Consider the following 25,320-nt stretch of genomic DNA (forward strand, 5'->3'; position numbering starts at 1 on the left):
TATTGGTCAACCGGTGAACCAAAAAGGTCGACCGGTTGACCTCTAGCCCGGGCGTGGGAGATGCTGAGGCGGTCAACCAGGCACGGCGACGCCGCTGGCTCGCCTGCCCGCCCAGCGAGACAGGAGGTCCTCGTGCCCGTCCAGACCCCGTTCGACCGGGAGCGCCTTGACGCACTGTGCGAAGCGCACGGTGTGGATGCCGTCGTCGCGACGACGAAGCACAACGTGCAGTACCTGATGGGTGGCTACCGGTACTTCTTCTTCGCCAACATGGACGCGATCGGCTTGTCCCGGTATCTCCCAGCCCTGGCGTACGTGCGGGGCCGTGCCGACAGCGCGTTCTACATCGGCGCCGGCAACGAGGCATGGGGCACCGATGTGTCCGACGTGTGGGTGCCCGAGATCCGCAATGTCTCGTGGTCCAGTGTGGAAACGGCGCATGCGGTGGCCGAGGGGCTGACGCGGCGCGGGCTGGCACGCGGCACCGTGGCGGTGGAGGCCGGCTTCATCCCCGCCGATGCGATGGACGCCCTGCGCGCCGAGCTGCCGGAGGCCGTCTTCGTCGAGGCGCAGACCCTGCTGGAGGAGTTGCGGGCCGTCAAGAGCCCCGATGAGCTGACGCTGGTCCGCCGGGCATCCGAGCTGATCATCGATGCGATGCTGGCGACCTTCGACACCGCGCGCCCTGGAGAGACCAAGTCCGCCATCGCTCAACGCTTCCGCCGCGAGCAGGTCGCCCGGGGCCTGGATTTCGACTACGCACTGGTCACGGCAGGGCCTGGGCTCAACCGTGCGCCGACGGACCGGGAGATCTGGCGGCCGGGGGCCACACTGAGCCTCGACTCCGGCGGAATGTACCGGGGGTACATCGGCGACCTGGCGCGGATGGGGGTGGCCGCGGCCGAGCCCACCGCACTTCAGTCCGATCTCCTGGCGGAGGTGGAGGCGGTGCAGCAGGCCGCGCGGGTGCCCGTACGGGCGGGCGGCCGGGGTGGCGACATCTTCGACGCCGCACACAAGGCCATGGCCGGATGCCCGCATGCCGAGGAGATGTTCTTCGTCGCCCACGGTATGGGGTTGATCACGCACGAGGCGCCGCGGCTGACCGCGACCGGGCCGGTGCCGTACCCGGCCGACCACGCCGACCTTCCGCTGCGGACGGGGATGGTGCTGTCCATCGAGACCTGGATCGAGAACGGTGAGGTCGGCTTCGTCAAGCTGGAGGACACCCTGATCGTCACCGACGACGGCTGGGAGGCGCCGGGCGACATCGGCCGGGGTTACCAGGTGCCGTCCGGCCACGCCGACGGGGCCTCTTGATGGAACGCTCCGATCCGCCCGTGCCGGCGGCCGAGCGAAACCTGCTCGCCGCTCTCCCCCCGCCGCTGCGCGTGCCCGGCGCGCTGGAGCTGATCCGTGCCCACCATCGCGCCGGCGATGTTCGGCTGGTGGTCCTCGACGACGACCCGACCGGCTGCCAGACCGTTCACGACGTTCCGGTCTTCACCGTCACCGGCCCCAGCGAGGACCTTGCCGACGCCGTGCTGCGAGAGCGGTCTCCGGTGGTCTTCGTGCTCACCAACAGCCGCGCCATGGACGCAGCGGACGCCGCCGAACTCACCCGAACCCTGGTCTCCGTGCTCCATGGGCGCGCCCGGGACAGCGGAACGGCGCTGCGTATAGTCAGCCGGTCCGACTCCACACTGCGTGGCCACTTCCCCCTCGAGACCCACGCCATCGCCGAAGCCGCTGCAGAGGCAGGGGCCCCTTACCACGGCGTCCTGCTCTGCCCTGCGTTCCTGGAGGCCGGACGCTTCACCGTGGAAGGCGTCCAATGGGTCCGCCACGGCACCACCCTGCGACCGGCTTCGGAAACGGAGTACTCCCGCGACGCGACCTTCGGCTATACCGAGTCCACCATCACCGAATGGGCGGCGAAACGCACGGGAAGGGACCTGTCCGAGATCGTCAGCATCTCTCTCACGGACCTGCGCGAGGGCGGCGTCGCCCACGTCACCGAGCGGTTGCGAGCCGTCGACGGCCGGATCGCCGTGTCCGACGCGGCCCATCCGGCCGATCTGGAGGTGCTCTGCCTGGCCCTGCAACAGGCGGACGCGGCCGGCGCCAGGCTGCTGTGCAGGGTGGGTCCGTCGTTCGTACGCATTTACGCCGGTCTGCCCGAACGGCCACCGTTGACGGCTCGCGACCTGTTCCCGGAAGGGACACCGGAAGGGGTCGGCCCCGGACTGATCGTCGTCGGCTCTCACACCGGCCTGACCACGAGACAGCTCGCGGTGGCCCGGGCCCGGCACGGGCTCGGGCACGTCCGCCTCGAGGTGTCCGAAGTGATCGCCGGAGGGACTCGAGCGGAGGCGGAGACGGCCCGCTGCGCGGCCCTCCTCGGGGAGACGCTGGCCCGGGGCGACTCCGTGCTGGCGACCAGCCGTACCCAGGTACGCGCCGATTCGCCCCGGGAGAGCCTCGGCTGGGCCAGGCGGATCTCCGTGGCCGTCGCCGACACCGTCACGGCGGCGGTCGACGCGCTGGGCGGCCGTCCGCCGCGTTTCCTGGTCGCCAAGGGCGGCATCACCTCCTCGGAGATCATCACCCGTACGCTCGGCGCCCGCCGGGCGACCGTCGCCGGTCAGCTCGCCCCGGGGCAACTATCGGTCTGGCGGCCCTCGGACGGACGCTTCCCGTGCCTGCCCTGCGTCGTCTTCCCGGGAAACGTCGGAACCGATACCACCCTCGCCGGCGTCCTCGACATTCTCGCCCCGATCGAAGGGAGCTGCCGATGACCGGCAGCGGCATCCTGCCCGGACCCCACCTCGACCGCCTGGCGGCCCGGTTGCGCTCTGGCGCGGCGGTCACCGGAGTCGTGCTCAAGATGCCGGGTGCGGCCCTGGTCGAACTGGCCGGCCATGTCGGCTTCGACCTGGTGGTGCTGGACACCGAGCACGGTCCCGCCGGGGGCGAGCTCCTGGAGAACCATGTCCGGGCCGCGGACTCCGCCGGGGTCCCGGTGGTCGTACGGGTCTCCTCGAACCGGCCCGAGCAGATCCTGCACGCGCTGGACGCCGGGGCGGCGGGTGTGATCGTTCCGCATGTCGACACCGCCGACCAGGCCGCCGCCGCCGTTCGAGCCGCCCACTATCCGCCGCACGGCAGCCGCGGGTTCGCGCTGTCCACCAGGGCCGGTCGCCACGGCGCGGCCCGCACCGACCGTCACATCCGTGACGCCGAAAGGACCTTGGTGATCGCGCAGATCGAGGACGTCGCCGCGATCCCGCACGTCGCGGAGATCGCCGCGACGCCACGGCTGGACGCCGTCTGGGTCGGCCCGGGGGACCTGTCGCTGTCGGTCGGGCGTCCCGGCGACCTGGACCATCCCGACGTCACCGCCGCGATCGACCGTATCGTCACCGACGCACAGGGCGCCCGCAACGCCAAGCTGTGCGTCATCGTCAGGGATGAGCGTGAGGCCCGGTCCTGGCGTAGCCGTGGAGCGGCCATCGTCCTTTACAACGCGATCGATGTCATCCGCACGAGCCTCACATCGCTGGCCTCTGGAACGGACGCGGAAGCGGGCCCGCCTCCGGCCCGGCGGCCCCTCGACAAGACCCGAGAGCAGGAACACCGATGAAGCAGTCCTCGAACGTCCCCGTGCCCCTCGGCCCCGAGCAGTCCGTCATGGAGCGGTTCCGGCTCAACGGCAGGGTCGCCCTCGTCACCGGCGCAGGCCAGGGGATCGGCCGGGCCTTCGCCCACGCCCTGGCCGAGGCCGGGGCCGGCGTGGCCGTCGTCGATCTCGACACCGCCAAGGCCGAGGCCGTGGCCGGGGAGCTCACCGCCAGGGGGGCGACCGCCCTCGCGGTGACCGCCGACGTCACCGATCCGGCACAGGTGTCCGGCATGGTCCGGCGGACCGTCACCGGTCTCGGCGGTCTTCACATCGCCGTCAACAACGCCGGGATCAATCGCAACTCCGCGGCCGAGGACACCTCGCTGGCCGAGTGGGACGAGGTCTTCGCCCTCAACCTGCGCTCCGTGTTCACCTGCTGCCAGGCCGAGGCGCGCGCCATGTTCGCCCAGGGCTACGGCAAGATCATCAATACCGCGTCGATGGCCGCGCTGATCGTGCCCCACCCGCAGAAGCAGGCGGCCTACAACGCCTCCAAGGCCGGTGTCGTCCAGCTCACGCGGACCCTCGCCGCGGAATGGGCCGAGCGCGGGATCCGGGTCAACTCCCTGTCACCGGGGATCATCAGGACGGCTTTGATCGAGGAGAACCCGGCGCTGCAGCCGCTGGTCCGGCGCTGGCTGACCGACATCCCGCTCGGCCGGCTCGGCGAGGTCACCGACCTGCAGGGCGGCGCGGTCTACCTCGCCAGCGCGGCGTCGGACTACATGACCGGCCACAACCTCGTGATCGAGGGCGGCCAGACCCTCTGGTGATCACTCAGCGGGCCCCGGTGCCACCCTGCCGGTCGTCGTCGGCGGGCAGGCTGGCCCGGAGCCGCCTGGTGGCGCGCTCCATGTGCGCGAGCATCGCCGACCGCGCCGCATCGGGATCCCTGGCCTCGACGGCGGCCAGGATCGGCTCGTGCATCGCCAGCGAGGTCTCGGTCTCCCCCGCGGTACGGATGACCCTCGACGCCCACGCCTGCAGCAGCGACTGGATGTTGGTCAGCACACTGGCGAGCACGCCGTTGCCGCTCGCCTCGGCCAGCCACAGGTGGAAGGCGATGTCGGCCTCCACGTAACTCTCGAAGTCCTCGCCCGCGTCGCCCATCTTCGCGATGAGCCTTCGCAGCTCCGCGAGCTGCGCCTCGGTGCGGCGCTCCGCTGCCCACCCGGCCAGCTGCACCTCCAGAGCGGACCGGGCTTCCAGCAGGTCCTCCAGGCGCTTCTCCCCCAGGAGCAGCCCCCACTCGATCACCTGAGGCAGCAGATCCGAGCTGGAACGGCTCAGGTAGGTGCCGTCTCCCACGCGCTGCTCCAGCAGGCCCAGCAGGCTCAGCGACTTGATCGCCTCTCGAACGGTCGACCGGCCGGCCGACAATGCCGTCGCAAGCTGCCGCTCCGATGGGATTCGCTGCCCGGGCTTGACATCCCCTGACAGCAGATAGTCCAGCAGCCGGCGGGTGAGTTCCACCCCGGGCGCCTCGCGCCGTGGTGAGGCGAACTGCGGCAGCCCCGTCGACATCACATACTCCCCTCAATGGTGAACCGGTCAGCCAATAGTAGGCCATCAACGGCGCCACCGGCCGGGCGGTCTCCCCCGCAACGCAAACCTACGCACTCAAGCGGCGGGGGCAGGCGGTCACGGGACGAGGTAGTCGCTGTCGCGGGCGTCGGTGATGGCCATGTGGCCGGGGGCGTGACCGATCGCGAACGCGGGGCGGGACGCGGTCACGGCGGCCTGGGGCGTGACCCCGCAGGCCCAGAAGACCGGGACCTCGCCCGGCCGCACCTCGACCGGGTCGCCGAAGTCGGGCGCGTCCAGGTCGGCGATGCCCAGCTCGGCCGGATCCCCCACGTGCACCGGGCCGCCGTGCACGGCCGGGTAGCGTGCCGTGATCCGGACGGCGTCGGCGACCAGGCCGGCCGGGATCGGGCGCATCGAGACCACCAGCGGGCCGGCGAGGCCGCCGGCCGGGCGGCAGGCGCGGCCGGTCCGGTACATCGGCACGTTCCCGCCCTGCTCGATGTGCCGGACCGGCACCCCCGCCTCGATCAGCGCGCCCTCGAAGGTGAAACTGCAGCCGATGAGGAAGGCCACCAGGTCGTCCCGCCAGTACGCGGTCGCGTCGGTCACCTCGGCCACCGGGACGCCGTCCTCGTACACGACGTAGCCCGGCAGGTCCGTGCGCAGGTCCCCGGAGAACAGCGCGGCGGTGGTCTCGCCCGGCTCGGTCACGTCGATGACCGGGCACGGCTTGGGGTTGCGGTGGGCGAACAGCAGGAAGTCGTAGGCGTGGTCGCGCGGGACGGCGATCAGGTTGGCCTGGGTGCGGCCGGCGCACCAGCCCGCGGTGGGCACGCGCAGCCCGGCCCGGAACAGCGCCCTGGCCTGCTCCGGGGTCAGCGAGCCCGGGTCGTTCACTTCCATAGGTCGGCGATTCCCGTGAGGGAGTTCCAGCCCAGGTAGAGGGTCAGCAGCCAGGCCGCGACGCCGAGCACCAGCAGCCACACCGGGTAGCGGTAGCCGCCGAGCAGGTCGGAGCGGCGCCCGGCCACCCACATCAGGAGGCCGAGGCCGAACGGAAGGATCAGCCCGTTCAGCGCGCCCGCCAGGATGAGCAGGGTCACCGGCGTGGTGCCGAGCGCCAGGTAGATGACGGTGGACAGCGCGATGAAGGCGACCACCAGCCGGTTGCGGTTGCGTTCGATCCAGGGGGAGAACGAGACCAGGAAGGACACCGACGTGTAGGACGCGCCGATCACCGAAGTGATCGCGGCGGACCACATGATCAGACCGAAGACCCTCAGCCCGGCCTCGCCCGCGGCGTGCTGGAAGGCCGACGGCGCGGGGTTGTCGGCGGCCAGCCGGGCCCCGCCCGCCACCACGCCCAGGACGGCGAGGAACAGCAGCGTCCGCATGAGGCCGGTGACCAGGATCCCGGTGATCGAGCTGCGGGTGATGCCCCGGACGTTCTCCGGGCCGGTGAGCCCGGACTCGATCATGCGGTGCGCGCCGGCGTAGGTGATGTAGCCGCCGACCGTCCCGCCGATCAGCGTGGTGATCGTCAGGAACCGGACCTCCTCGGGCGCCACGGTCTGCACCAGCACCTCGCCGAGGGGCGGGGAGGAGATGATCGCCACGTACAGGGTCATCGCGATCATGACGCAGCCGAGCACGACCACGATGCGGTCCATCGCGACGCCGGCCCGCCGGATCAGGAAGACCGCCACCGCGACCAGCGCGGAGACGGTACCGCCGATCTTGACGTCCAGGCCCAGCAGCGCGTTGAGGCCGAGCGCGGTCCCGGCCACGTTCCCGATGTTGAAGATGATGCCGCCGAAGACGTCCAGCCCGGCCAGCGCGTAGCCGGCCCCGGGCAGGACGCTGTTGCCGAGGTCCTGCGCGCGGCGGCCGGAGACCCCCACCACCCGCCAGACGTTCAGCTGGATCGCGATGTCCACCAGCACCGACACCAGGATCGCGAAGGCGAGCGCGGCGCCGAGCTCGGCGGTGAAGACGGTGGTCTGGGTGATGAATCCCGGGCCGATGGCGCTGGTGGCCATCAGGAACATGGCGCCCAGGAGCGCGCCGCGGCGCGGGGCCGCCGGCGGCGCTCCGGCCTGGCCGAGCGTGGTGCGATCGGTCATCGTCGTCCTCTTGTGGAGGGTACGTCTTTCCAGCAGGGTAAGGATTGTTCAACAATTCATCAATCCTTCGATTCACGAATCGAGCGATAGGCTGGCGTGACCGCCGCATAACGCCCATCCGGAGGAGGCCGATGCCCGAGCAGGACGCCTGGCTGGGCAGGATCGAGGCCGCCCGGGACGAACTCGGCCGGTCGAGCACCGCCGCCCGCGTCGCCGGGCTGCTGCGCGAGCAGATCACCGACGGCCTGCTGGCGCCCGGTGAGCGGCTGCCGGAGGCCGAGCTGTGCCGCGCCGCCCGGGTCTCCCGCAACACGCTGCGCGAGGCGTTCCGGTTGCTGGTGCAGGAACGGCTGCTGGAGCACCGGTTCAACAGCGGCGTGTTCGTGCGCCGCCTCACGGCCGCCGACCTGGCCGACCTCTACCGGGTGCGCCGGATCCTGGAGGGCGCGGGCGCGCGGGAGGCCGCCGGGGCGCGGCCGGAGGCGCTCGCCCGGCTCGACGCCGCGGTCACCGAGGGTGAACGGGCCGCCGAGGCCGGGGCCTGGCCGCAGGTGGGGACCGCCGACATCCGGTTCCACCAGGCGATCGGGGCCCTGTGCGGCAGCCCCCGGGTGGACGAGATGATGCGGACCCTGCTGGCCGAGCTGCGCCTGGTGTTCCACGAGATGGGCTCGCCGCGCGAGTTCCACGAGCCCTACCTGGCCCGCAACCGGCTGCTGGCCGGCCTGCTGGCGCGGGGCGAGTGCGAGGCCGCCGAACGGGAGCTGCTGTCCTATCTCGACGACGCCGAGGCCCAGCTCACCGCCGCCTATCGCCGCGAGGAGGAGCACCGCCCGACGGGACGGTGAGGAGCCGCCCGCAAGGGTGTCGTTACACTCCCGATGTGCGCTTGATCGTAACGGTCGTCCTTTTCGCCCTCGCCGCCCTCCCCGCAGTGGCCGGGACGGCGCACGCGGCGCCCGCGCCCGGCCGCGCCGACCTGCTGGCCAGACGGCTGGCCGCCGACCCGGTCCAGGTCACCGACCACGAGCCCCGGGCGCTGCCCGGCGACGCCGCCGCCCAGATCCGCGCCCTGGTCGGCCGCCTGGGCGTCCCCGTCTACGTCGTCGTCGGCCCCACGCTGCTGCCCCGGTCGAAGTCCGCCAGCCCCAGCGAGCTGATCCCGCTGCTGCACGACCGGCTGCGCAAGAACGGCGTCTACATCGTCACCGACGCCGACGGCGGCGGGTCGGCGCGGCAGTACGGCGGCTCCCTGCCCGTGGACCGGGCCTGGTCGACCGCCCGCCTGGAGATGCCCTATGACGCCGGGGTGATCGCGCACGTCCGGCGGTTCGTGGAGATCATGACCGCGCCCGACGTCGCCCGCCGGATCGACGAGCGCCGGCGGGAGCCCGAACGGCCCCGCCGCGACCGGGGCGCCGAACGCGACCGCAAGGAGATGCTGGCGATGGCCGCGGGCACCGCCGCCGGCGCGACGGCGCTGCTCGTGCCGCTCGCCGTCCGGCGGCGGAGGAAGGTGCGGCGATGAGGGCCCTCAGCCTGGTGATCGCGGCGCTGGCGCTCGTCCTGGCGCCGGGCCCGGTCGCGCACGCGGACGACCCGCCGCACGCGGAGGCGCGGTGGAAGAGAGTGGCGGCGGCCCTGGCCCGGGACCCGCTGTTCGTGGACATGGACCTGGCGGACACGATCGACACCGCCGGACGCGCGCGGATCAAGGCGGCGATGACCCGGACCTCCGAGAACATCGGCGTCCCGGTCTTCGTGGTGGTCGTCCCCAACGACAGGAACTCGGAGTCCTACGGGCGTGACCGGGTGTTCCTCGCCGGTCTCCGGGCGCGGCTGGACCGCGACGGCCTCTACGTGATGGTCGACGGCGACGGTTCCATCGAGGCGGTGCCGTTCGGGGTGCCGCGGCGGCTCAGCAGTTACGGCCTGGTCCCGTCGGCCGTGCGCGACAGCGGCGACTACCGCGAGCCGTTCGCCCGTATCACCGACCGTCTGACGCTGCTGCTGGACCTGGTCCGCGCTTCCCCGCAGGCCGCGCCGACCACGCCCGCCATCTCCGAGTCCGTGCCGCCCTTCGGCGAGGAGACTTCGCGGAAGCCGCTCGAAGCGGCCTTCTGGGGGCCGTTCACCTTCGGGCTGCTCCTGGCGGGACCGGCCCTCGCCGGGATCCTGTACGGGACGTTCGCCCTGGTGAGCCGTGCCCGGCGCCGCCCGTGGCGGGAACTCCGCCAGAGCCGGCCCTCCGTACGGGGACTGGTCTCCCTGGCGGACGAGGAGCTCAAGGAACTCGCCCGGGTGCTGGATCCCGACCGTCCCGCCACCATGCGCGCGTACGACGCCGCCCGCCTGCTGAGGGACGAGGTGGGCCCGCGCCCCGCCCGGCGCGACGCGGACGCGGCCCTCGACCTCGTCGGGGTGGTCGTGCTGGCCCGGCAGGGGCGCGCGGCGCTGACCGAGGACAGGCCCGCCCCGCCGTGCTACGCCAATCCGCTGCACGGCCCGGCGGGCAGGAAGCGGCGGAGGTTCCCCGGCAAGGGGTCCCTGCGGGTCTGCGACGGCTGCGTCGCCGTCCCGCTGAAGGCGCGGACCCTCCGCGTCCCGGACGGGCGGGCGCACTACGACGTGCCCGGCCGCTGGCAGCGCGGCGGTTTCGGGTCCCGCCGCCCCGACATCCCTTCGGACGTGCTGGAGTCGCTCGGTGTCGACTGACAGGCCGCTCGCCCCGTCCCCCGGCCAGCGGATCGCGTCCGCGCTGCGCAGGTCGCCGATCTACGTCGATCCGTCCCTGGCCGAGGCGGTACCGCCCGCCAGGCGGTCGGAGCTGCTCGCCCGGATACGGCGGTCCCCCGTCCCGATCTTCGTGATCGTCGTCCCGCTGGTGAAGGGCGGCACCTGGGACGACCCCGACCATCTGGCCACCGTCGTGCACGACCGGCTGCGCGAGGACGGCGTCTATCTCACCCCCGACGACTTCGCGGGCCAGCTGGCCGCCCGGCAGTGGGGCGGCACCCGCGACGCGCAGGAGAACAGCAGGGACGCCGCCCGCGTCCCGTTCTTCCAGAAGGACATGAAGGAGGCGACCCTGGCCGACCGGCTGATCCGGGCGGTCGACCTGATCGCCGCCGGACGCGGCACGGCCGAGTACGAGAAGGCCACCGCCCACCTGCGACGCCGTCGTACCACGCCCGGCTCTGCCACCACCGATGACGACGGTCTCCCGGTCCTCCCCCTCACCGCTGCGGGGGCCGGGGTCGCGGCCGTGGCCGGGCTCGTGGTCTGGCGGTGGCGCCGCGGCGCCCGCGTCCGGCGCGAGGAGCACCCCCTCCTGCTCCCCCGCGCGGTCCTGGCCGCCGCCGAACGGGCGAACGCCGACGAACTCCGCGAGCAGGCCGCACACGAGGTCGTGACGTTCGGCGAGCTGCTGGACCGGACCGATCTCGACGCCGCGCGCCCCGGCGTGCACGACGCCCTGACCCGGGCCCTGGACGCTTACCAGGCCGCCGGCAAGGTGCTGGACGCGGCACGCGGCGTGCCCGACCTGGCCGGGGTGCTCGTCCTCGTGGACCGGGGGCGGGACGCCCTGGCCTCCGCGCGCTCGCTCGCCGACGGCGGCCGGGAGGTCCCGCCCAGCCCGCTGTGCTTCTTCAACCCGCTGCACGGCGACGCCGTGACCACGATCGGCTGGCGGCCCCTCGGCCAGCGCGACCGCCTGCGCGTCCAGACCTGCGGCGCCTGCGCGAGCGCCGTCAAGGCCCACCGCACGCCCGAGGTCCTCACCGACCGCGTGGACGGCCGGCTCGTCCCGTACTACGAGGTCGAGGGCGGTTTCTGGGCGGAGACCGGCTACGGGCAGCTACGCGACGATCTCGTCCACCGCGTACTGCGCGGCGACCTCAAGGCCCGCCGCCGATGACCGCTGATCACCACGATGTGGTAGGACAAAGACCATGATCGATGAGACCGGGCTGCGGCATTTGGAACGTTGTGTCGAACTGGCCGCGCAGGCTCTGGAGGCCGGGGAGGAGCCGTTCGGCTCGGTGCTCGTGGCCGGGGACGGCAGCGTCCTGGCCGAGGACCACAACCACGTCGTCTCCACCGGCGACGAGACCGCCCACCCGGAGTTCGAGCTGGCTCGGTGGGCCGCCGCGAACATGACCGCTGAGGAACGCGCGTCCGCCACCGTCTACACCTCGGGCGAGCACTGCCCGATGTGCGCCGCCGCCCACGCCTGGGTCGGGCTGGGCCGGATCGTGTACGCGACCTCCTCGGCCCAGCTGTCGGCCTGGCGGACCGAACTGGGCGTCCAGCCGTCGCCCGTACAGACCCTGCCGGTCCAGGAGGTGGCGCCCGGCGTCATCGTGGAGGGCCCCGTTCCCGAGTTCGCCGATCGAATGCGCGAGTTGCACCGCCGCTCCCACGCCGCCTGACCCGCCATCCGCTGCCCAAGAGTGAAGGACGTATGCCGGTTGCCCGCTCCGCCCTCCTGCGGGGCGGCGCGGTGCTCGGCATCGCCGCTCTCGGGTTGGCGCTGTCCTCGTCCGCCTATCTCTGGCGAGGGACCCCGGCCGCAGCCGTAGCCGCTGTCATCGGAACGATCGGCGCCACGATCGCACTGGGACGCCTGTACGTGACACGGCGCCCGACGCGCTTCAAGAACCTGTCCCTGACCTGCGGTGTCCTAGCGTTGTTCGTCCTGTACGCGGTCGGTGTCGTGGCCGCGCGGGACTTCGCCCTGACACTGGTCGGGGTCGACACCACCGCAGTCGTGGACCGGACCTGGACGACACCGGGACGCGGAACCGACATCCATCACTGCACCCTGCGCCTCCCCGAAGGCACCGCGATCCGGCGCGAACTGGCGACCAACTGCGAGGGCCACGAGCGCGGCGACACCCTGCGGGTCGTCATCGACCCCCACGAACGGTTTCCCCCGGTCGAAGGCCCCAGGTCGGACCTGCCCACGACCGGTGAAAGCCAGGTCGTGGCGGTCGCCGGTCTCGTACTGCTCATCTCGATCGCGATCGGCAGCGTCGCCCCACGCACCGCGTCCACCGCTCCACGCCGCCCCCGCCCCGGCCCCGGCCCCGGCAGGCGAACGCGATCGTCTCGATGAACGCGGGGCGTCCGCCCGGTGGTCAAATCTCGCGCACTCCCTCATTCCCGGTCGGGCAGGGTGATGTGCCAGGCGCCGGACGGTGTGATCCAGATGAGGAGTCCGGGCCAGATCTGGGTGAGTTTCCAGCCCCGGGTCTGTTTGGTCGAGACTCTGCCGGGAGAGCGGCTGCACGCGATCACCGTGTGCGCGGCGGGCCTGATCGTGTTCCTCCTGCTCATGGCACTGATCCGCGTCGTGTACAACGCCGGGCGCGGCACCGTCCGGGCGGACGGGAGCGGCTGACGCCTCGCACGGAACGGGGCGGCGCCCGGCCTGGGTCTCAGGCCGGGCGCCGCGCCGCCTCGCAGTTCTCCTCGCAGTTCTCCTCGTGGAGTCTCGCGGGATCTCGTGGGGACTCGCGGGATCTTGCGGGTCTCGCGGGATCTCGCGGTAACCCGCAAAACCTCTGGGATCAGCCCGGTGGGATCAGCCCGGGACGCGGTGGTTGGCGACCGGGGTCAGGGTGAGCGCGCCGAGGGTCGTCTCGTCCTCGGCGATGACGGCCAGCGCGAGGGTGTTGTCCCCGCGCGTCCGCAGGACACCGGCGGGCAGGGTGAAGTCGCGCTGCACCCCGCCGCTGACGTACTCGCCGACGTTCCAGCCGTTGAGGTAGATCAGCACCCGGTGCCGGCCGGTGCCCTGGCCGAACCGGAGGGTCAGCGGGACGTCCTGGTCACGGGGAAGGTCGAGCCGGAACCGCGTGCGCGACCACGAGACCCCCGGGGCCAGGGCGGGCAGGCCCGGCCGCCAGTCCCCACCGGGCGACGATGGCAGGTGCCAGCCCGTGCGTTCACCGTGCAGACCGCCGGTGTTGAACGGGCCCCGTACGGGATCGGCCGCGCCGCCCTGGATCTTCCAGGTGATGGGGACCGTCGTGCCGGAACCGGTGGTGGTGACGGAGGCTCCGACCAGGCCGCGCGGCTGCTTGTGCCGGACGTCGTCGGCGGTCCAGTCGTCGTTGTGCCCCATGTTCTCCACCAGGACCGACAGGACGGCGGACCGACCCTCGGCCAGGAGGCCGGATGGGATCGGGAAGCGGCCGGGGCCCGGATCGGGGTTGACCGGGCTGTCGGCGTCCTTCTGTTCCCCGCCCGCGGCCGAGCCGAGGTAGCGGCCGTTCAGCCAGACTTGGTAGATGCCTCCCTTGCCGGTGATGGCGTTGAGGTCGACCGACGCTTCGGAGCCCGTGGCGGTGAAGCGGCCCCGGTACCAGACGTGGCCATGGTGGTAGCCGTAGTCGTCGGCGTAGAGGACGGGCAGGGTCTTGGGTTTGATCGGGCTGACGGTGGTGGTCTTGCGGGCCACCGTCCAGCGCGAGTCGTCATAGCCGGGTCGGGCCTCGGGCGCCTCGGCCCTGGTTCGCCAACCGGTGAGTGACGGGACGCGGACCGCTTCGGGGCCGGGGGCCCGGCCCAGGAGCGACCCGCTCGGCGTCGGGCGGACGGGGACGGCCCGCCCGTTGACGGTGAGGCGCGACGCCGGGACGAACGCCTCGATGTCGCCGGCCTTGGACAGGTCGGCCCGTACGGTCAGGTCGCCTCCCTTGAGAACGGCGGAACGGACCAGGTCGGTGCCGCGCAGGAGAACGTCGCCGGACCGCCAGAACTTCGCGGCCTCCTTCTCGGTGCCCAGCAGCAGGAGGAGCGGACGGCGACCGCCCCCGGTGACGAGGACGCGCGCCAGGCCCTCGTGGGTGTAGCCCAGGGTGAGGGCGCCGTTCTCATAGGACGAGCGCACGGTGCCGTCGAGCACCTTCACCGTGGGCTGTGACGCGTACCGGAGAACGGTCGTCCCGGGAACGCCCTCGGTGCCATAGAGGACCGCGACGTCCCGGTCCCCGTCCCCGGCGGTCGTGTGGGTGAGCAGTTCAGAGGTGGACAGGGTGAGGCGCTGGCCGCCCATGTCGTACCCGGCCACGAGGACCTTCGCGTCCCGTCCCTTGACCTGGACGGGGACCGGGTACGTCCCGTCCGGGGTCTTCCAGGTGAGGGTGGAGGACCTGTCCGCGTCGGTCCTGCGGTCGGCGTGCCGGACGAGGACGAACTGCGTACCGGTGTCGGGGTTGGCGCGGGCCTCGGTGTGCACGGCCGGATCGCTGGACGCGGGCGCGGCGGCCACATCGGTCTTGGCCAGCGGCGCGGTCGTGGTGACGAAGAGCCCCTGCCTCTTGAACTCGTCGTACTTGCCGGTGAGCTGCCGGTTCTCGGTGATCGGCGCGCCGTAGTCGTAGGAGGTGTAGACGTCGTTGGGCTGGGCCAGCCGCCCCCAGTTGGTCCCGCCGAAGGCCATGTAGTACCCGAACATCGTCGCCCCTGAGGTGATGAGGTTCGACTTGTAGTAGACCTTCATGAAGGCAGGGCCGGTCAGCTCGCGGCACTTCTCGTAGCCCGCCTTGTTCAGGTCGATGGCACCGGCCTGGTACTCGGCGCCGTAGGCGGGGGCGTTCTGGCTCAGGCGCTCGGTGACGCCCTCGCCCCACGTACCCCAGGTGTCGGGCTCGCGGCATTCGAACGACTGCGGGTAGTCGTCCACGCCCGGTATCTGCACGGCGCCCTGACCTGTGGCCCAGGTGGGCGTCCAGGACGCGTCGCAGCACTGGTTGTGGGTGATGGGCACGTCGATGCCCGCGTCACGGGCCTGCCGCTGGATGTCCTCCATGTACGCGGCGTCGGTGTTGGCCGCGTACTCGTTCTCGGCGTTGTAGGCGATGACCGACCCGCCGCGGGTGAGCTGGTGCCGGGCGATGATGGGGTTGATGCGTCCCAGCCACTCCCGGTAGGCGCGGGTGTAGCCGGGATCGCTGGAACGGGCCCGTCCCGGCACGTTCTTCAGCCAGGCGGGGAATCCTCCTCCGGTGGTCTCGGCGTTGATGTACGGCCCGGGGCGCGCCACCACGTACAGGCCCAGTTCCTCGGTGAGGCGCAGCAGGCGGTCCACGTCCCGGACCCCGGTGAAGTCGTACACGCCCGGCCTGGGCGAGTGGTAGCCCCAGTGGAAGTAGAGCGACACGCCGTTGAAGCCCGCGGCGCGGATCTTCTCCAGGACGTCGCGCCACAGCTCCGGGCTGGGCAGCCGGAAGTAGTGGAACTCCCCCGACCACAGCAGGACGCGCCTCCCGTCCACGGTGAGCGAGTAGCGGTCGTAGGTGATCCGGGACGAGGGGGACGTCCCCGAGGTGGAGGAAGTCGGGAAGGTGGTGGAAGTCGGGGAGCCGGAGGCTGTCGGGGAGCCGGTGGCTGGTGGGGAGCCGGACGGTGTCGTGGAGGCGGCGGATATCACGGAAGCCGAGGACGTCGCGGGCGGCGCGGACACCATCGTGACCGCGAGCAGGAACGCGACAAGGATCCTTCTCATGTCGGCGCTCTCCCGCTACCTGGTGAAGGAGAAGCCGCTCACGCGGACGTCGCCGCCGAACACCAGGTACACGTCCTGGCGCCCGGTGGCCCCGCTGATCGCCGCCGTGAGGTCCCGGTAGGCGTACCGGTCGCCGGTGGACGGGACGTTCACGGTGCCGGCCAGGTGTCCGGACGGGCCGCCGAGGCGCACCTGGATCGTGGTGTCGCCGGCGCCCTCCTTCGCGACCCGCGCCGTGACGCCGCGCACGCCCGCGCGCAGGTCGGCCCCGGAGAACGCGATCCAGTCGCCGGCCCCGGCGGCGACCGCGTCGCCGCGCACCTTGCTCTCGTCGACCAGCTCGGCGCCCTGGTGGTCGTCGAAGTCGGCGGCGCGGGTGGGCCTGGTGAGGTCGCGTGCCGGGACGGTCTCGCCCCGCACCGTGAGTTCCGCCCGCCTGCGGATGTCGCCCGACGACGCGCCGACCATGATGTCGTGGTCGGCGCTCTCCACCGTCCACTTGTTGCGGGTCACGTCCCAGTGGGCGAGGTCGGAGACGCGGAAGCCGAGGGTCACGGTGGTGGTGCGGCCGGGGCCGACGCGGACCTTCTCGAAGGCGCGCAGCTGCTTGACCGGCTGCTTCACCCGGGAGGTCTTCTGGTGGGTGTAGAGCTGCACCACCTCGTCGGCCGCCACCTCGCCGGTGTTGGTGACGGGCACGGTGACGGTGACGGACCCGTTGCGGTTGCGCACCTTCGGCTCGCCGTACCGGAACGTGCCGTAGGACAGGCCGTGGCCGAACGGGTAGAGCGGGGCCCCCTTGAAGTAGAGGTAGGTGCGATCCGCCTTGATGATGTCGTAGTCGAGGATGTCGGGCAGGTCCTTGTCGGAGCGGTACCAGGTCTGCGGCAGCCGCCCGGACGGGCTCGTGTCGCCGAACAGGACGGAGGCCAGCGCGTTGCCGGTCTCGGCGCCGGCGTGGCTGGACCACAGGATCGCCGGGACGTTCTCCTGCTCCCAGGTGAGGGTGGTCGGGTAGCTGTTCTCCACCACGACGACGGTGTTGGGGTTGGCCTTGCGGACCGCCTTGATCAGCTCGGACTGCCCCTCGGCGAGCGCCATCGTGGTCCGGTCGTGGTCCTCGCGGCCGTTGATGAACGGCATGCTGCCCACCACCACGACCGCCGCGTCGGCGCCCGTCGCCGCCCGCACCGCGTCGTCCACGCCGCTGCGCAGCACCTCGCGCTGGAACGTGGTGGCCTCCTCCTTGGTGGCGAGCACGAGCGTGCCGTCCGCGTCGGCCTTCAGGTAGGTCTTGGCGGGCTCGGCCCAGTCGGCGGACTTCTCGTACCCGGCGTACCGGACGAGGTGGCCGTCGCCGTGCGGCTCCAGCGTGAACATCTGCTGGACGAACCAGCCCGCCGGCTGCGCCTGGTCGTTGGCGAACCGGTCGGTCCAGTCGCCGTTCGCGTCGCTCCACCGCCCGACGGTCTTGCCGTTGGCGGCGTTCCGCAGGGTGAGCACGCCCTGGCCCCAGTCGAACACGTCGAACTGCGCGGTCTCGGTGGCGGTGGTGGCGGCGAGCCTGAGCAGGTCGCCGTCGGCGTCGGCGCCACCGGTGACGTACTTGCCGGTCGCGGGGTCCTTGAGCGCGATCCGGTCGACCGCCTCGGTGCCCGCGACCGTGCCGCCGGACCCGAGCCGCTTCCTGATGCCGTCTGCCGGGGTGACGCGGTACGGCAGCGCGCCGGAGTACCAGTCGGTGTAGAGGGTGTCCGACAGCGGGCCCACCACGGCGACCTTCCTGGCCTTGGCGGGGTCCAGCGGCAGCGTCCTGCCCTGGTTCTTCAGCAGTACCATCTGCTCGGTCGCGGCCTGCCGGGCCAGCCGCCGGTGCTCGGGGCGGTCGACGACATCCTTGGTGATCTTCGCGTACGGGCCGCCGCCGGGGTCGAACTCGCCCAGCCGCACCCGCAGGCTCAGGATGTGCCGGACGGCGGTGTCCACGTCGGACTCGGCCAGCAGGCCCTTCGACAGCGCCTCCTTCACCGCGGCGATCGTGATGTGCGACCGGGTGTCGTCGGTGGTGAAGCTGTCCACACCGGCCTTGAGGGTGGCGGCGTCGGCCTCGGCGAGGGTGCCGTAGTACTTCTGGGAGCCGACCAGGTTGTTGGGCCCGCCCGCGTCGGAGACGTTGAAGAGCGTCTTGTCCGTCCACGAGCGCACGAGGTCCTTCATGTCGGCGTGCGCGGTGGCGGGACGGCCGTTGATGAGGTTGTAGGCAGTCATGACGCCGGTGGCCGCGTCGGCCGAGATGGGCAGCTTGAACGGGACCTCGTCGTACTCCTTCTTGACCCGCGGGCGCAGGCTGGAGGAGGTCTGGTCGCGGCGGATCTCGTTGTTGTTGGCCAGGTAGTGCTTCAGGACGGGCGCGGTCTTGAGGTGGCGCGGGTCGTCGCCCTGCATGCCCTTGCCGTACGCGGTGGCGAGCATCGCGCTGAGGAGCGCGTCCTCGGAGTAGCCCTCCTCGTTGCGGCCCCAGCGGGGGTCGCGCAGCAGATTCACCACCGGCGCCCAGAGCTGGAGGCCCCAGACGTCGGAGTTCTCCTTGTTATAGCCGCGGGCCTCGTCCCCGACGGCCGACCCGACCTTCTTCATGAGCTCGGGGTTCCAGGTCGCGCCGAGGCCGACCGACTGCGGGAACACGGTGGCCGTGGCGGTACGGACGGCGCCGGGGTTAGGAGTCGAGTTGACGTCGGTGGACCAGGCCAGCCCGTGCAGCGCCTCCGTCCCGGTCTTGAAGCGCTTGATGCCCAGCCTCGGGATCGCGGGCTGGTACTGGTGCAGGAGCGAGATCCTCTCGTCCAGGGTGAGGCGGCCCAGCAGGTCCGCGACCCGGGCCTCGACCGGGAGCCGCGGGTCACGGAACGGGTGGTCCGCGCGGGCGGCGGCGGCCGGGGCGGCCGTCCCGACCAGTCCGGCGACCAGCGCGGCGGCGGCGAGCGCGGGGATCAGCGGCCGGCGGAAGCGGCCGTGCGGGCGGGAACGTCGACGATCGTTCGGCACCAAGACTCTCCTCTGTGAACCCAAGCCCCCGAATTCGGCGAAGCGGCTCCATCGCGCACGCACAACACGTCACATCACGTCACAGCGCGACGCGTCACGTCACGTCAGCGCGTCACGTCGCGTCACGACACGCAATCGAAGCGCTTCGATTTACCGTGTGGCCCTTCCCTCCCTCCTCGTCTCTCGTCCGGTCTCCTCGTTCAGCGGTCGCTGGCGCGCACCGTCAGCCGGGGCGGCAGCAGGGTTGCGGGCGGCACCGGCTCGCCGCCGAGCTTGCTCATCAGCAGTTCCACGGACCGGCGGCCCAGCTCCTCGGCCGGGATGGCGACCGACGACAGCGGCGGATCGGCATGCTCGGCCTGCTCCTCGGGGCAGATCGCGACCACCGCCAGGTCCTCGGGGACCCGCCGCCCGGCCGCCCGGAACGCCCGTACGAGCGGTTCCACGATCGGCTCGTTATGCACCACCACGCCGGTGAGGTCGGGCTGCCCGGCCAGCAGCCGGTCCACCAGGGCGCGGGCCGCCTCCGGGCTGGACTCGCAGGGGTGCGGCTCACCGGTCATGCCGTGCGCGCGCACCGCCGCCGTGAACCCCTCGGCGACCCGCTGGGCGTAGCCGGTCTGCCGCGCGTACACCTCCGGCGGCGACCCGACGAGCGCCACCGAGCGGTGCCCGAGCGCGGCCAGCCGCGCCGCGCACGCCTCGCCCGCGGCCCGGAAGTCCAGGTCGATGCAGGTGAGCCCGGCGGGCTCGGCCGGGAACCCGATCAGCACGCTGGGCAGGTCCAGCTCGCGCAGCAGCGGCAGCCGCGGGTCGCGCATCTGGACGTCCATCACGATCAGGGCGTCGACCAGCGCGCTGTCGGCGACCCGGCGCAGCCCGTCCACGCCCTCCTCCTGGGTGAGCAGCAGGACGTCGTGGTCGTGGCGGCGGGCGGCGGTCACGACGGCGGTGGCGATCCGCATCACCACGGGCACGTGGATGCCGCTGCGCAGGGGGATCATCAGCGCCAGCACGTTGGACCGGCTGCTGGCCAGCGCGCGGGCGCCCGCGTGCGGCCGGTAGCCCAGCTCGGAGATGCTGGCCAGCACCCGCTCGCGGGTCCGCGCGGAGATCGAGCGCTTGCCGCTCAGCACGTAGGAGACCGTGCTCGGCGAGACCCCGGCATGACGCGCCACGTCAGTGATCTTGACCACCAGGCGGTTCCGTTCCCTTCGGTGAAACGCTGTGGGTTTCGCTCCGGCGCCCCCGGCCGGCCCCCCGGCCAGACCTCCGGCCGGGGCCCGGCGGGAGGCCGGGCACCGCACGGCGGGACGGTTCGCCGCCGGGGGGTGCGCGGCCGGGCTCCCGCGGTCGCCCGGGCCGGGCCAGGAGGCGCTCGGCGCCCACCAGGACCGCCGCCGCCGCGACCGCGAGGGCGCCCGCGAGCGCCGTCGCGCGCACACCGTACACCGGAAGCAGCAGCCCGCCGCCGAGCGCGCCGCCGGCGATGCCCACGTTGAACGCGGCCGACGCCCAGGCGGAGGCGACGTCGGTGTTCCCCGGCGCCGTCTCCAGCACCCTGGCCTGCATCCCGGTGGCGATGGCGGGGATCGCCAGCCCCATCAGCACCAGCCCGGCCACGGCCCCGGCCGGTGCCGCGCCGAACGCGAACAGTCCCAGCAGCGCGACCGCCATCACCGCCGCCGCGCCGCCGAGCAGCCGCCGGGAGCCGCGGTCCACCAGGGCCGCGGCGACGGCGAGACCGGCGACGTCGGCGGCGCCGTTGGCCAGGAGCAGCGGGCTGAGCGCCGGCTCCGGGACGCCGGTCACCTCCGTCAGGAACTCGGCGATGTAGGTGTAGGCGGTGAAGAACCCGCCCACGGCCAGCACGACGACCACGATGAGCAGCCGGAACCGGCGGGCGTCGGGACGGGTCGCGGCGGCGGCGTGGCCCTGGCCGGGCGGCCCGTCCGGCAGCAGCGCGGCGACGGCCGCCAGCGCGCCCAGCGCCAGCACGCCCAGCGCCCCGAACGCCGCCCGCCACCCGGCCGCCTCGCCCAGCCAGGTCCCTGCCGGCACGCCGAGGACGATGGCCAGCGAGCCGCCCGCGAACACGTACGAGGCGGCACGGCCGCGCCGTTCCGGAGGCATCAGCCCGGCCGCCGTGACGACCGCGACCGGCCAGAACAGCGCCTGGCCCAGCGCGGTGACCACGCGCACCGCCAGCAGCGGCCCGTAGCCGGGCGCGAGCGCCGCGGCCCAGGTCATCAGCACCAGGACCAGCAGCACACCCGACAGCAGCGGGCGGCGCGGCACCCGTACGGTGAGCCGGGTGATCGGCACCGAGACGGCCGCCACCACGATCCCGTAGCCGGTGACCAGAAGCCCGACCGCCGACGGCGAGGTGTCCAGGTCGGCGGCGATGAAGCGCAGCAGGCCGATCGGCAGGTTCTCGGTGGTGTTGAAGCAGAACGCCGCGACGGCCAGCGCCGCCACCGCGGCGCCCCGCCGCGTCATGACCCGGTCGCCCCGCCGGTCCCGGCGCCGGTCGCGTCCGGCTCCGCGATCATGTCGCGGTACCAGCGGGCGCTGTCCTTCCAGCGCCGCTCCCCGGTGGCGTAGTCGACGTGGACCAGCCCGAACCGCTTGGAGTAGCCGTAGGCCCACTCGAAGTTGTCGAGCAGCGACCAGGCGAAGTAGCCGCGCACGTCCACCCCGGCGCCGATCGCGCGGCGCGTCGCCGCCACGTGGTCGCGCAGGTAGGTGATCCGGCGGTCGTCGCGGACGCGGCCGTCCGGGCCGACCTCGTCGCCGTAGGCGGCGCCGTTCTCGGTGATCATCAGCGGTACACCGGGATGGTCGCGGTGCAGCCTGAGCAGCAGCTCCTCCAGGCCGGTGGCGTCCACGGGCCACCCCATCGCCGTGTACGGGCCGGGCTGCGCCGCGAACTCCACCTCCTCGCAGCCCACGAACGGGCTGGCGGCGCCCGCCTTGTGCCCGTCGGCGCTCTCCCGCGGGGAGACGCCGTCCCACTGCCGGACGAGGGTCGGCGAGTAGTAGTTCACCCCCAGGACGTCCAGCGGCGCCGCGATGATCTCCTCGTCGCCGTCCCGGACGAACCCCCAGTCGGTGATCGCCGCGGTGTCCTCCAGCAGGTCGGCGGGGTAGCCGCGGCCGAGCATGGGGTCCAGGAAGACGCGGTTGGACACCGCGTCCACCCGCCGTACGGCCTCCTCCTCGCCCCGCAGGTGGTGCAGGTTGAGGGTGACCGACTGCCACGCCGGGCGCCCGTCCGCCGGGGCCGTCACCGCGCGCAGTTCGCGGGACGCCAGGCCGTGCGCCAGGTTGAGGTGGTGGGCGGCGGCCAGCGCGGCGGCCGGGTCCGTACGGCCCGGCGCGTGCACCCCGGAGGCGTAGCCCAGGAACGCCGAGCACCAGGGCTCGTTGAGGGTCGTCCATGTGTGCACGCGGTCGCCCAGGGCACGGCCGATCCGCGATGCGTACTCGGCGAACCGGAAGGCGGTGGCGCGTTCGGGCCAGCCGCCCGCGTCCTCCAGTTCCTGCGGCAGGTCCCAGTGGTACAGGGTGGCGACCGGGGCGATCCCGCGCTCCAGCAGCGCGTCCACCAGGCGCGAGTAGAAGTCGACGCCCTTCTGGTTGAGCCGGCCCTCCGGCATCACGCGCGGCCAGGCGATGGAGAAGCGGTAGGCGGCGATGCCCAGTTCCGCCATCGCCGCGGCGTCCTCGCGCCACCGGTGGTAGTGGTCGGTGGCCACGTCGCCGGTGTCGCCGTTCAGCGTCCGCCCGGGGGTGTGGCTGAAGGTGTCCCAGATGGACGGGCCGCGCCCGTCCTCGGCCGCCGCGCCCTCGATCTGGTACGCGGCGGTGGCCGCTCCCCACAGGAAGCCCTGGGGCAGGGGCAGGGTCATCGCGGTTCCCCTTCCGTTCCGGTGGGGGCGCCGCCCGGCGCGGTCACCCCGGTGACGACGATCTCGTGCCCGGTGGCGTGGACGAGGACGCCCTGGTCATGTTCGGCCACGGTGCCGCCCTCGACGGTGAGGGCCGCCGGGTCGGCGTTGACCAGCAGCAGGTTCCAGGCGCCGGGGGCGTCCCGTCCCGGCTCCGCCGCGGCTTCCGCCCGCAGCACGGCGCCGTCCCTGGTCGTGGTGAACGCGGCGGCGGCCACCCTGGTGGTGACGCGGGCGCCGTCGGGCAGTTCGTACACCCGCAGGGTCACGTCATCGGCGTGGTCGTAGTCGGGCCGGTCCTCCACCGCGCCCTCGGCGATCACGGCGCCGGGCCGGACGAGCAGCGGCACGCTGTCGAAACCGTGCCGCTCCCGCACCCAGCGGCCCCAGCCGCCGTCCACCCGCTCGCCCGTCAGGTAGTGCGTCCAGACGCCCGCGGGGACGTAGTAGGACGTCTCCTCCCCGGCGGAGAAGACGGGGGCCACGAGCAGGTCGTCGCCCAGCATGTACTGGCGTTCCAGGTGGGTGCACGCGGGGTCGTCCGGGAATTCCAGGGCCATCGCCCGCATCATCGGCAGGCCCTCCTCGTACGCCTGGCGCGACGCCTCGGCGAGGTAGGGCATGAGCCGCATCTTCAGGCGGGTGAAGCGGCGGAGCACCTCCACCGACTCCTCGTCGAAGAGCCAGGGGACGCGGTAGGAGTGGCTGCCGTGCAGGCGGCTGTGCGACGACAGCAGGCCGAAGGCGATCCAGCGTTTGAACAGCCCCGCGTCCGGAGTCCCCTCGAAACCGCCGATGTCGTGGCTCCAGTAGCCGAACCCCGACAGGCCCAGGGAGAGGCCGCCGCGCAGGCTCTCGCCCATGGCCTCGAACGTGGACTCGCAGTCGCCGCCCCAGTGCACCGGGAACCGCTGCGCGCCCACGGTGGCCGACCGGGCGAACACCACGGCCTCGCCCTCGCCGCGGCGCTTGCGGAGCAGTTCGAACACCGTCTGGTTGTAGAGGTAGGTGTAGTAGTTGTGCGCGCGCTCGGGATCGGAGCCGTCGAAATAGACGACATCGGTCGGGATGCGCTCGCCGAAGTCGGTCTTGAAGCAGTCCACGCCCATCTCCAGGAGCGCGTCCAGCTTCGCCGAATACCATTCCCTGGCCTCGGGATTGGTGAAGTCGACCACCGCCAGGCCCGGCTGCCACAGGTCCCATTGCCATACGTCCCCGTTCGGCCGCCTGAGCAGGTAGCCGTGGGCCTTCGCCTCGGCGAACAGCGGTGAGCGCTGGGCGATGTAGGGGTTGATCCACAGGCAGATCCGCAGTCCGCGCTCCTTGAGGCGCCGCAGCATGCCGGGCGGGTCGGGGAACACGCGCGGGTCCCATTCGAAATCGCACCACTGGAACTCGCGCATCCAGAAGCAGTCGAAGTGGAACACGCTCAGCGGCAGGTCGCGTTCGGCCATCCCGTCGATGAAACCGCTGACGGTCTCCTCGTCGTAGGAGGTGGTGAACGAGGTGGACAGCCACAGGCCGAACGACCAGTCGGGCACCCTCGCCGGCCGGCCCGTCAGCGCCGTGTACTTGCGCAGGATCTCCTTGGGCGTGGGCCCGTAGATGAGGAAGTACCGCATCGACTGGCCCTCGACGCTGAACTGCGTGCGGGCGACCGCCTCGGACGCCACCTCGAACGACACCCGCCCGGGATGGTCGACGAAGACGCCGTAGCCGGCGTTGGTCAGGAAGAACGGCACGTTCTTGTACGCCTGCTCGCTGGCGGTGCCGCCGTCGGCGTTCCAGATGTCGACCGACTGCCCGTTCTTCACCAGGGGGCCGAACCGCTCCCCCAGCCCGTACACGTAGTGGTCCACGGCCAGGTCGAGCTGCTCGCGCACGTAGTGGCGGCCGTCGTCGGTGTCGATGATCGCCGTCGACTTGGCCCGTGTCCCGGTGAGCCTGCGGCCCCCGGCCAGGACGTCCATGCCCCATTCCTCGCCGCGGCGGAACCGTACCGTCAGCGCGCCCGAGGTCAGGCTCGGCTCGTCCGCGTCCACGGTCACCGCGGCGCCGGCGTCCCCGCCCGAGTCACCGCCGCTGTCCCCGCCCGAGTCCCCGCCGGTGTCCCCGCCGGCGTCCGAGGCCGACGGGTCCACGGCGAGCGCGAACTCGGGACCGCGCTGCTTCTCCCCCGCGAAGTGCGTGATGGAGACGCCGATGACGTCCGGCATGGGGGCCGTGCACTCCAGCGTGACCAGCGGCCCCTTCAGCAGGTCGCCGCGGTGCCGGATCCGCTGGACGGGCGCGTGCACGACCAGCGCGCCCGTCCCGTCCGCCGCGCTGTCGAGGATCTCGGCCGGGTACGCGGCCCGCACGCCCTCGCGCATCAACCAGTACCCGTCAGTGAACTTCATGGTCCCCCTTCATCGGCGGTCGCCGCCGCCACGGCCGCGGCCGGCCCGTGGCCGGCCCGCGACCCCGCGACCGCGCCTC

The 25,320-nt window shown here is 72.5% G+C and carries 20 protein-coding genes; 11 read left to right on the forward strand and 9 right to left on the reverse strand.

Going from position 1 to position 25,320, the window contains the following annotated elements; translation table 11 throughout:
* Window positions 1-132 precede the first annotated feature (132 nt).
* From IW256_RS25825 to IW256_RS25840, 4 genes are read left to right on the forward strand one after another with little or no spacing between them, the layout of a single operon-like run.
* Entirely contained in the window at window positions 133-1,320 is a 1,188-nt protein-coding gene (locus IW256_RS25825) for a M24 family metallopeptidase (protein WP_197013429.1), read from the forward strand.
* Window positions 1,320-2,798, forward strand: coding sequence for a four-carbon acid sugar kinase family protein (locus IW256_RS25830; RefSeq protein ID WP_197013430.1), 1,479 nt, complete (start codon window positions 1,320-1,322; stop codon window positions 2,796-2,798). The genes IW256_RS25825 and IW256_RS25830 overlap by 1 nt, the downstream gene beginning before the upstream one ends.
* Window positions 2,795-3,643, forward strand: coding sequence for an HpcH/HpaI aldolase family protein (locus IW256_RS25835; protein ID WP_197013431.1), 849 nt, complete (start codon window positions 2,795-2,797; stop codon window positions 3,641-3,643). The genes IW256_RS25830 and IW256_RS25835 overlap by 4 nt, the downstream gene beginning before the upstream one ends.
* A complete protein-coding gene (locus IW256_RS25840; RefSeq protein WP_197013432.1) occupies window positions 3,640-4,455 on the forward strand; it encodes an SDR family NAD(P)-dependent oxidoreductase in 816 nt (271 codons plus the stop codon). The genes IW256_RS25835 and IW256_RS25840 overlap by 4 nt, the downstream gene beginning before the upstream one ends.
* A gap of 4 nt (window positions 4,456-4,459) precedes the next feature.
* On the opposite strand, the gene IW256_RS25845 is transcribed toward IW256_RS25840, so the two are convergent.
* The 3 genes from IW256_RS25845 to IW256_RS25855 form a co-directional block, all read right to left on the reverse strand.
* The gene (locus tag IW256_RS25845) at window positions 4,460-5,206 is read right to left on the reverse strand and encodes a FadR/GntR family transcriptional regulator (RefSeq protein WP_197013433.1); all 747 of its coding nucleotides are present in this window, start codon (window positions 5,204-5,206) and stop codon (window positions 4,460-4,462) included.
* Window positions 5,207-5,323: 117 nt separating this feature from the next.
* Window positions 5,324-6,112 (reverse strand): putative hydro-lyase, encoded by a 789-nt coding sequence (locus tag IW256_RS25850; RefSeq protein ID WP_197013434.1) that lies wholly within the window; start codon window positions 6,110-6,112, stop codon window positions 5,324-5,326.
* A complete protein-coding gene (locus tag IW256_RS25855) occupies window positions 6,103-7,332 on the reverse strand; it encodes an NRAMP family divalent metal transporter (protein ID WP_197013435.1) in 1,230 nt (409 codons plus the stop codon). Before IW256_RS25855 ends, IW256_RS25850 begins: the two co-directional genes overlap by 10 nt.
* Window positions 7,333-7,463: 131 nt before the next feature.
* Here IW256_RS25855 and IW256_RS25860 point away from each other — a divergent pair, with 131 nt between their 5' ends.
* The 7 genes from IW256_RS25860 to IW256_RS25890 all read left to right on the forward strand — a co-directional run bounded on the left by IW256_RS25860 (window position 7,464) and on the right by IW256_RS25890 (window position 12,736).
* Window positions 7,464-8,180, forward strand: a complete 717-nt coding sequence (locus IW256_RS25860) for a GntR family transcriptional regulator (RefSeq protein ID WP_197013436.1) — start codon at window positions 7,464-7,466, stop codon at window positions 8,178-8,180.
* A gap of 35 nt (window positions 8,181-8,215) precedes the next feature.
* Complete coding sequence (locus IW256_RS25865; RefSeq protein ID WP_197013437.1) at window positions 8,216-8,860, forward strand: hypothetical protein; 645 nt, start codon at window positions 8,216-8,218, stop codon at window positions 8,858-8,860.
* Window positions 8,857-10,047, forward strand: a complete 1,191-nt coding sequence (locus tag IW256_RS25870; protein ID WP_197013438.1) for a hypothetical protein — start codon at window positions 8,857-8,859, stop codon at window positions 10,045-10,047. The genes IW256_RS25865 and IW256_RS25870 overlap by 4 nt, the downstream gene beginning before the upstream one ends.
* Complete coding sequence (locus IW256_RS25875; RefSeq protein WP_197013439.1) at window positions 10,037-11,251, forward strand: hypothetical protein; 1,215 nt, start codon at window positions 10,037-10,039, stop codon at window positions 11,249-11,251. The genes IW256_RS25870 and IW256_RS25875 overlap by 11 nt, the downstream gene beginning before the upstream one ends.
* 34 nt (window positions 11,252-11,285) lie before the next feature.
* Complete coding sequence (locus IW256_RS25880) at window positions 11,286-11,765, forward strand: nucleoside deaminase (protein WP_197013440.1); 480 nt, start codon at window positions 11,286-11,288, stop codon at window positions 11,763-11,765.
* Between the two features lie 32 nt (window positions 11,766-11,797).
* Window positions 11,798-12,451: a hypothetical protein gene (locus IW256_RS25885; protein WP_197013441.1), complete on the forward strand. Its 654-nt coding sequence runs from the start codon at window positions 11,798-11,800 to the stop codon at window positions 12,449-12,451.
* Between the two features lie 141 nt (window positions 12,452-12,592).
* The gene (locus IW256_RS25890) at window positions 12,593-12,736 is read left to right on the forward strand and encodes a hypothetical protein (RefSeq protein WP_197013442.1); all 144 of its coding nucleotides are present in this window, start codon (window positions 12,593-12,595) and stop codon (window positions 12,734-12,736) included.
* Between the two features lie 183 nt (window positions 12,737-12,919).
* On the opposite strand, the gene IW256_RS25895 is transcribed toward IW256_RS25890, so the two are convergent.
* From IW256_RS25895 to yicI, 6 genes are all read right to left on the reverse strand, one after another.
* Window positions 12,920-15,847: a beta-galactosidase gene (locus IW256_RS25895; RefSeq protein WP_197013443.1), complete on the reverse strand. Its 2,928-nt coding sequence runs from the start codon at window positions 15,845-15,847 to the stop codon at window positions 12,920-12,922.
* Between the two features lie 15 nt (window positions 15,848-15,862).
* Window positions 15,863-18,892 (reverse strand): glycoside hydrolase family 3 protein, encoded by a 3,030-nt coding sequence (locus IW256_RS25900; RefSeq protein ID WP_307829078.1) that lies wholly within the window; start codon window positions 18,890-18,892, stop codon window positions 15,863-15,865.
* A 200-nt stretch (window positions 18,893-19,092) separates the two neighbouring features.
* The gene (locus tag IW256_RS25905) at window positions 19,093-20,091 is read right to left on the reverse strand and encodes a LacI family DNA-binding transcriptional regulator (protein ID WP_197016559.1); all 999 of its coding nucleotides are present in this window, start codon (window positions 20,089-20,091) and stop codon (window positions 19,093-19,095) included.
* Complete coding sequence (locus IW256_RS25910; RefSeq protein WP_197013444.1) at window positions 20,072-21,391, reverse strand: MFS transporter; 1,320 nt, start codon at window positions 21,389-21,391, stop codon at window positions 20,072-20,074. Before IW256_RS25910 ends, IW256_RS25905 begins: the two co-directional genes overlap by 20 nt.
* The gene (locus IW256_RS25915; RefSeq protein ID WP_197013445.1) at window positions 21,388-22,803 is read right to left on the reverse strand and encodes a GH1 family beta-glucosidase; all 1,416 of its coding nucleotides are present in this window, start codon (window positions 22,801-22,803) and stop codon (window positions 21,388-21,390) included. Before IW256_RS25915 ends, IW256_RS25910 begins: the two co-directional genes overlap by 4 nt.
* Window positions 22,800-25,241: an alpha-xylosidase gene (gene yicI / locus IW256_RS25920; protein ID WP_197013446.1), complete on the reverse strand. Its 2,442-nt coding sequence runs from the start codon at window positions 25,239-25,241 to the stop codon at window positions 22,800-22,802. Before yicI ends, IW256_RS25915 begins: the two co-directional genes overlap by 4 nt.
* Window positions 25,242-25,320 lie beyond the last annotated feature (79 nt).

It is taken from the genome of Actinomadura viridis (assembly GCF_015751755.1).
In the GTDB taxonomy this organism is placed as follows: Bacteria; Actinomycetota; Actinomycetes; order Streptosporangiales; family Streptosporangiaceae; genus Spirillospora; species Spirillospora viridis.

Bases quoted from the DNA above. Each gene is read 5' to 3' on its own strand.
- IW256_RS25830 (WP_197013430.1), top strand. From the start codon at position 1,320: ATGGAACGCTCCGATCCGCCCGTGCCGGCGGCCGAGCGAAACCTGCTC.
- IW256_RS25835 (WP_197013431.1), top strand. From the start codon at position 2,795: ATGACCGGCAGCGGCATCCTGCCCGGACCCCACCTCGACCGCCTGGCG.
- IW256_RS25840 (WP_197013432.1), top strand. From the start codon at position 3,640: ATGAAGCAGTCCTCGAACGTCCCCGTGCCCCTCGGCCCCGAGCAGTCC.
- IW256_RS25845 (WP_197013433.1), bottom strand. From the start codon at position 5,206: ATGTCGACGGGGCTGCCGCAGTTCGCCTCACCACGGCGCGAGGCGCCC.
- IW256_RS25850 (WP_197013434.1), bottom strand. From the start codon at position 6,112: ATGGAAGTGAACGACCCGGGCTCGCTGACCCCGGAGCAGGCCAGGGCG.
- IW256_RS25855 (WP_197013435.1), bottom strand. From the start codon at position 7,332: ATGACCGATCGCACCACGCTCGGCCAGGCCGGAGCGCCGCCGGCGGCC.
- IW256_RS25860 (WP_197013436.1), top strand. From the start codon at position 7,464: ATGCCCGAGCAGGACGCCTGGCTGGGCAGGATCGAGGCCGCCCGGGAC.
- IW256_RS25870 (WP_197013438.1), top strand. From the start codon at position 8,857: ATGAGGGCCCTCAGCCTGGTGATCGCGGCGCTGGCGCTCGTCCTGGCG.
- IW256_RS25880 (WP_197013440.1), top strand. From the start codon at position 11,286: ATGATCGATGAGACCGGGCTGCGGCATTTGGAACGTTGTGTCGAACTG.
- IW256_RS25885 (WP_197013441.1), top strand. From the start codon at position 11,798: ATGCCGGTTGCCCGCTCCGCCCTCCTGCGGGGCGGCGCGGTGCTCGGC.
- IW256_RS25895 (WP_197013443.1), bottom strand. From the start codon at position 15,847: ATGAGAAGGATCCTTGTCGCGTTCCTGCTCGCGGTCACGATGGTGTCC.
- IW256_RS25910 (WP_197013444.1), bottom strand. From the start codon at position 21,391: ATGACGCGGCGGGGCGCCGCGGTGGCGGCGCTGGCCGTCGCGGCGTTC.
- IW256_RS25915 (WP_197013445.1), bottom strand. From the start codon at position 22,803: ATGACCCTGCCCCTGCCCCAGGGCTTCCTGTGGGGAGCGGCCACCGCC.
- yicI (WP_197013446.1), bottom strand. From the start codon at position 25,241: ATGAAGTTCACTGACGGGTACTGGTTGATGCGCGAGGGCGTGCGGGCC.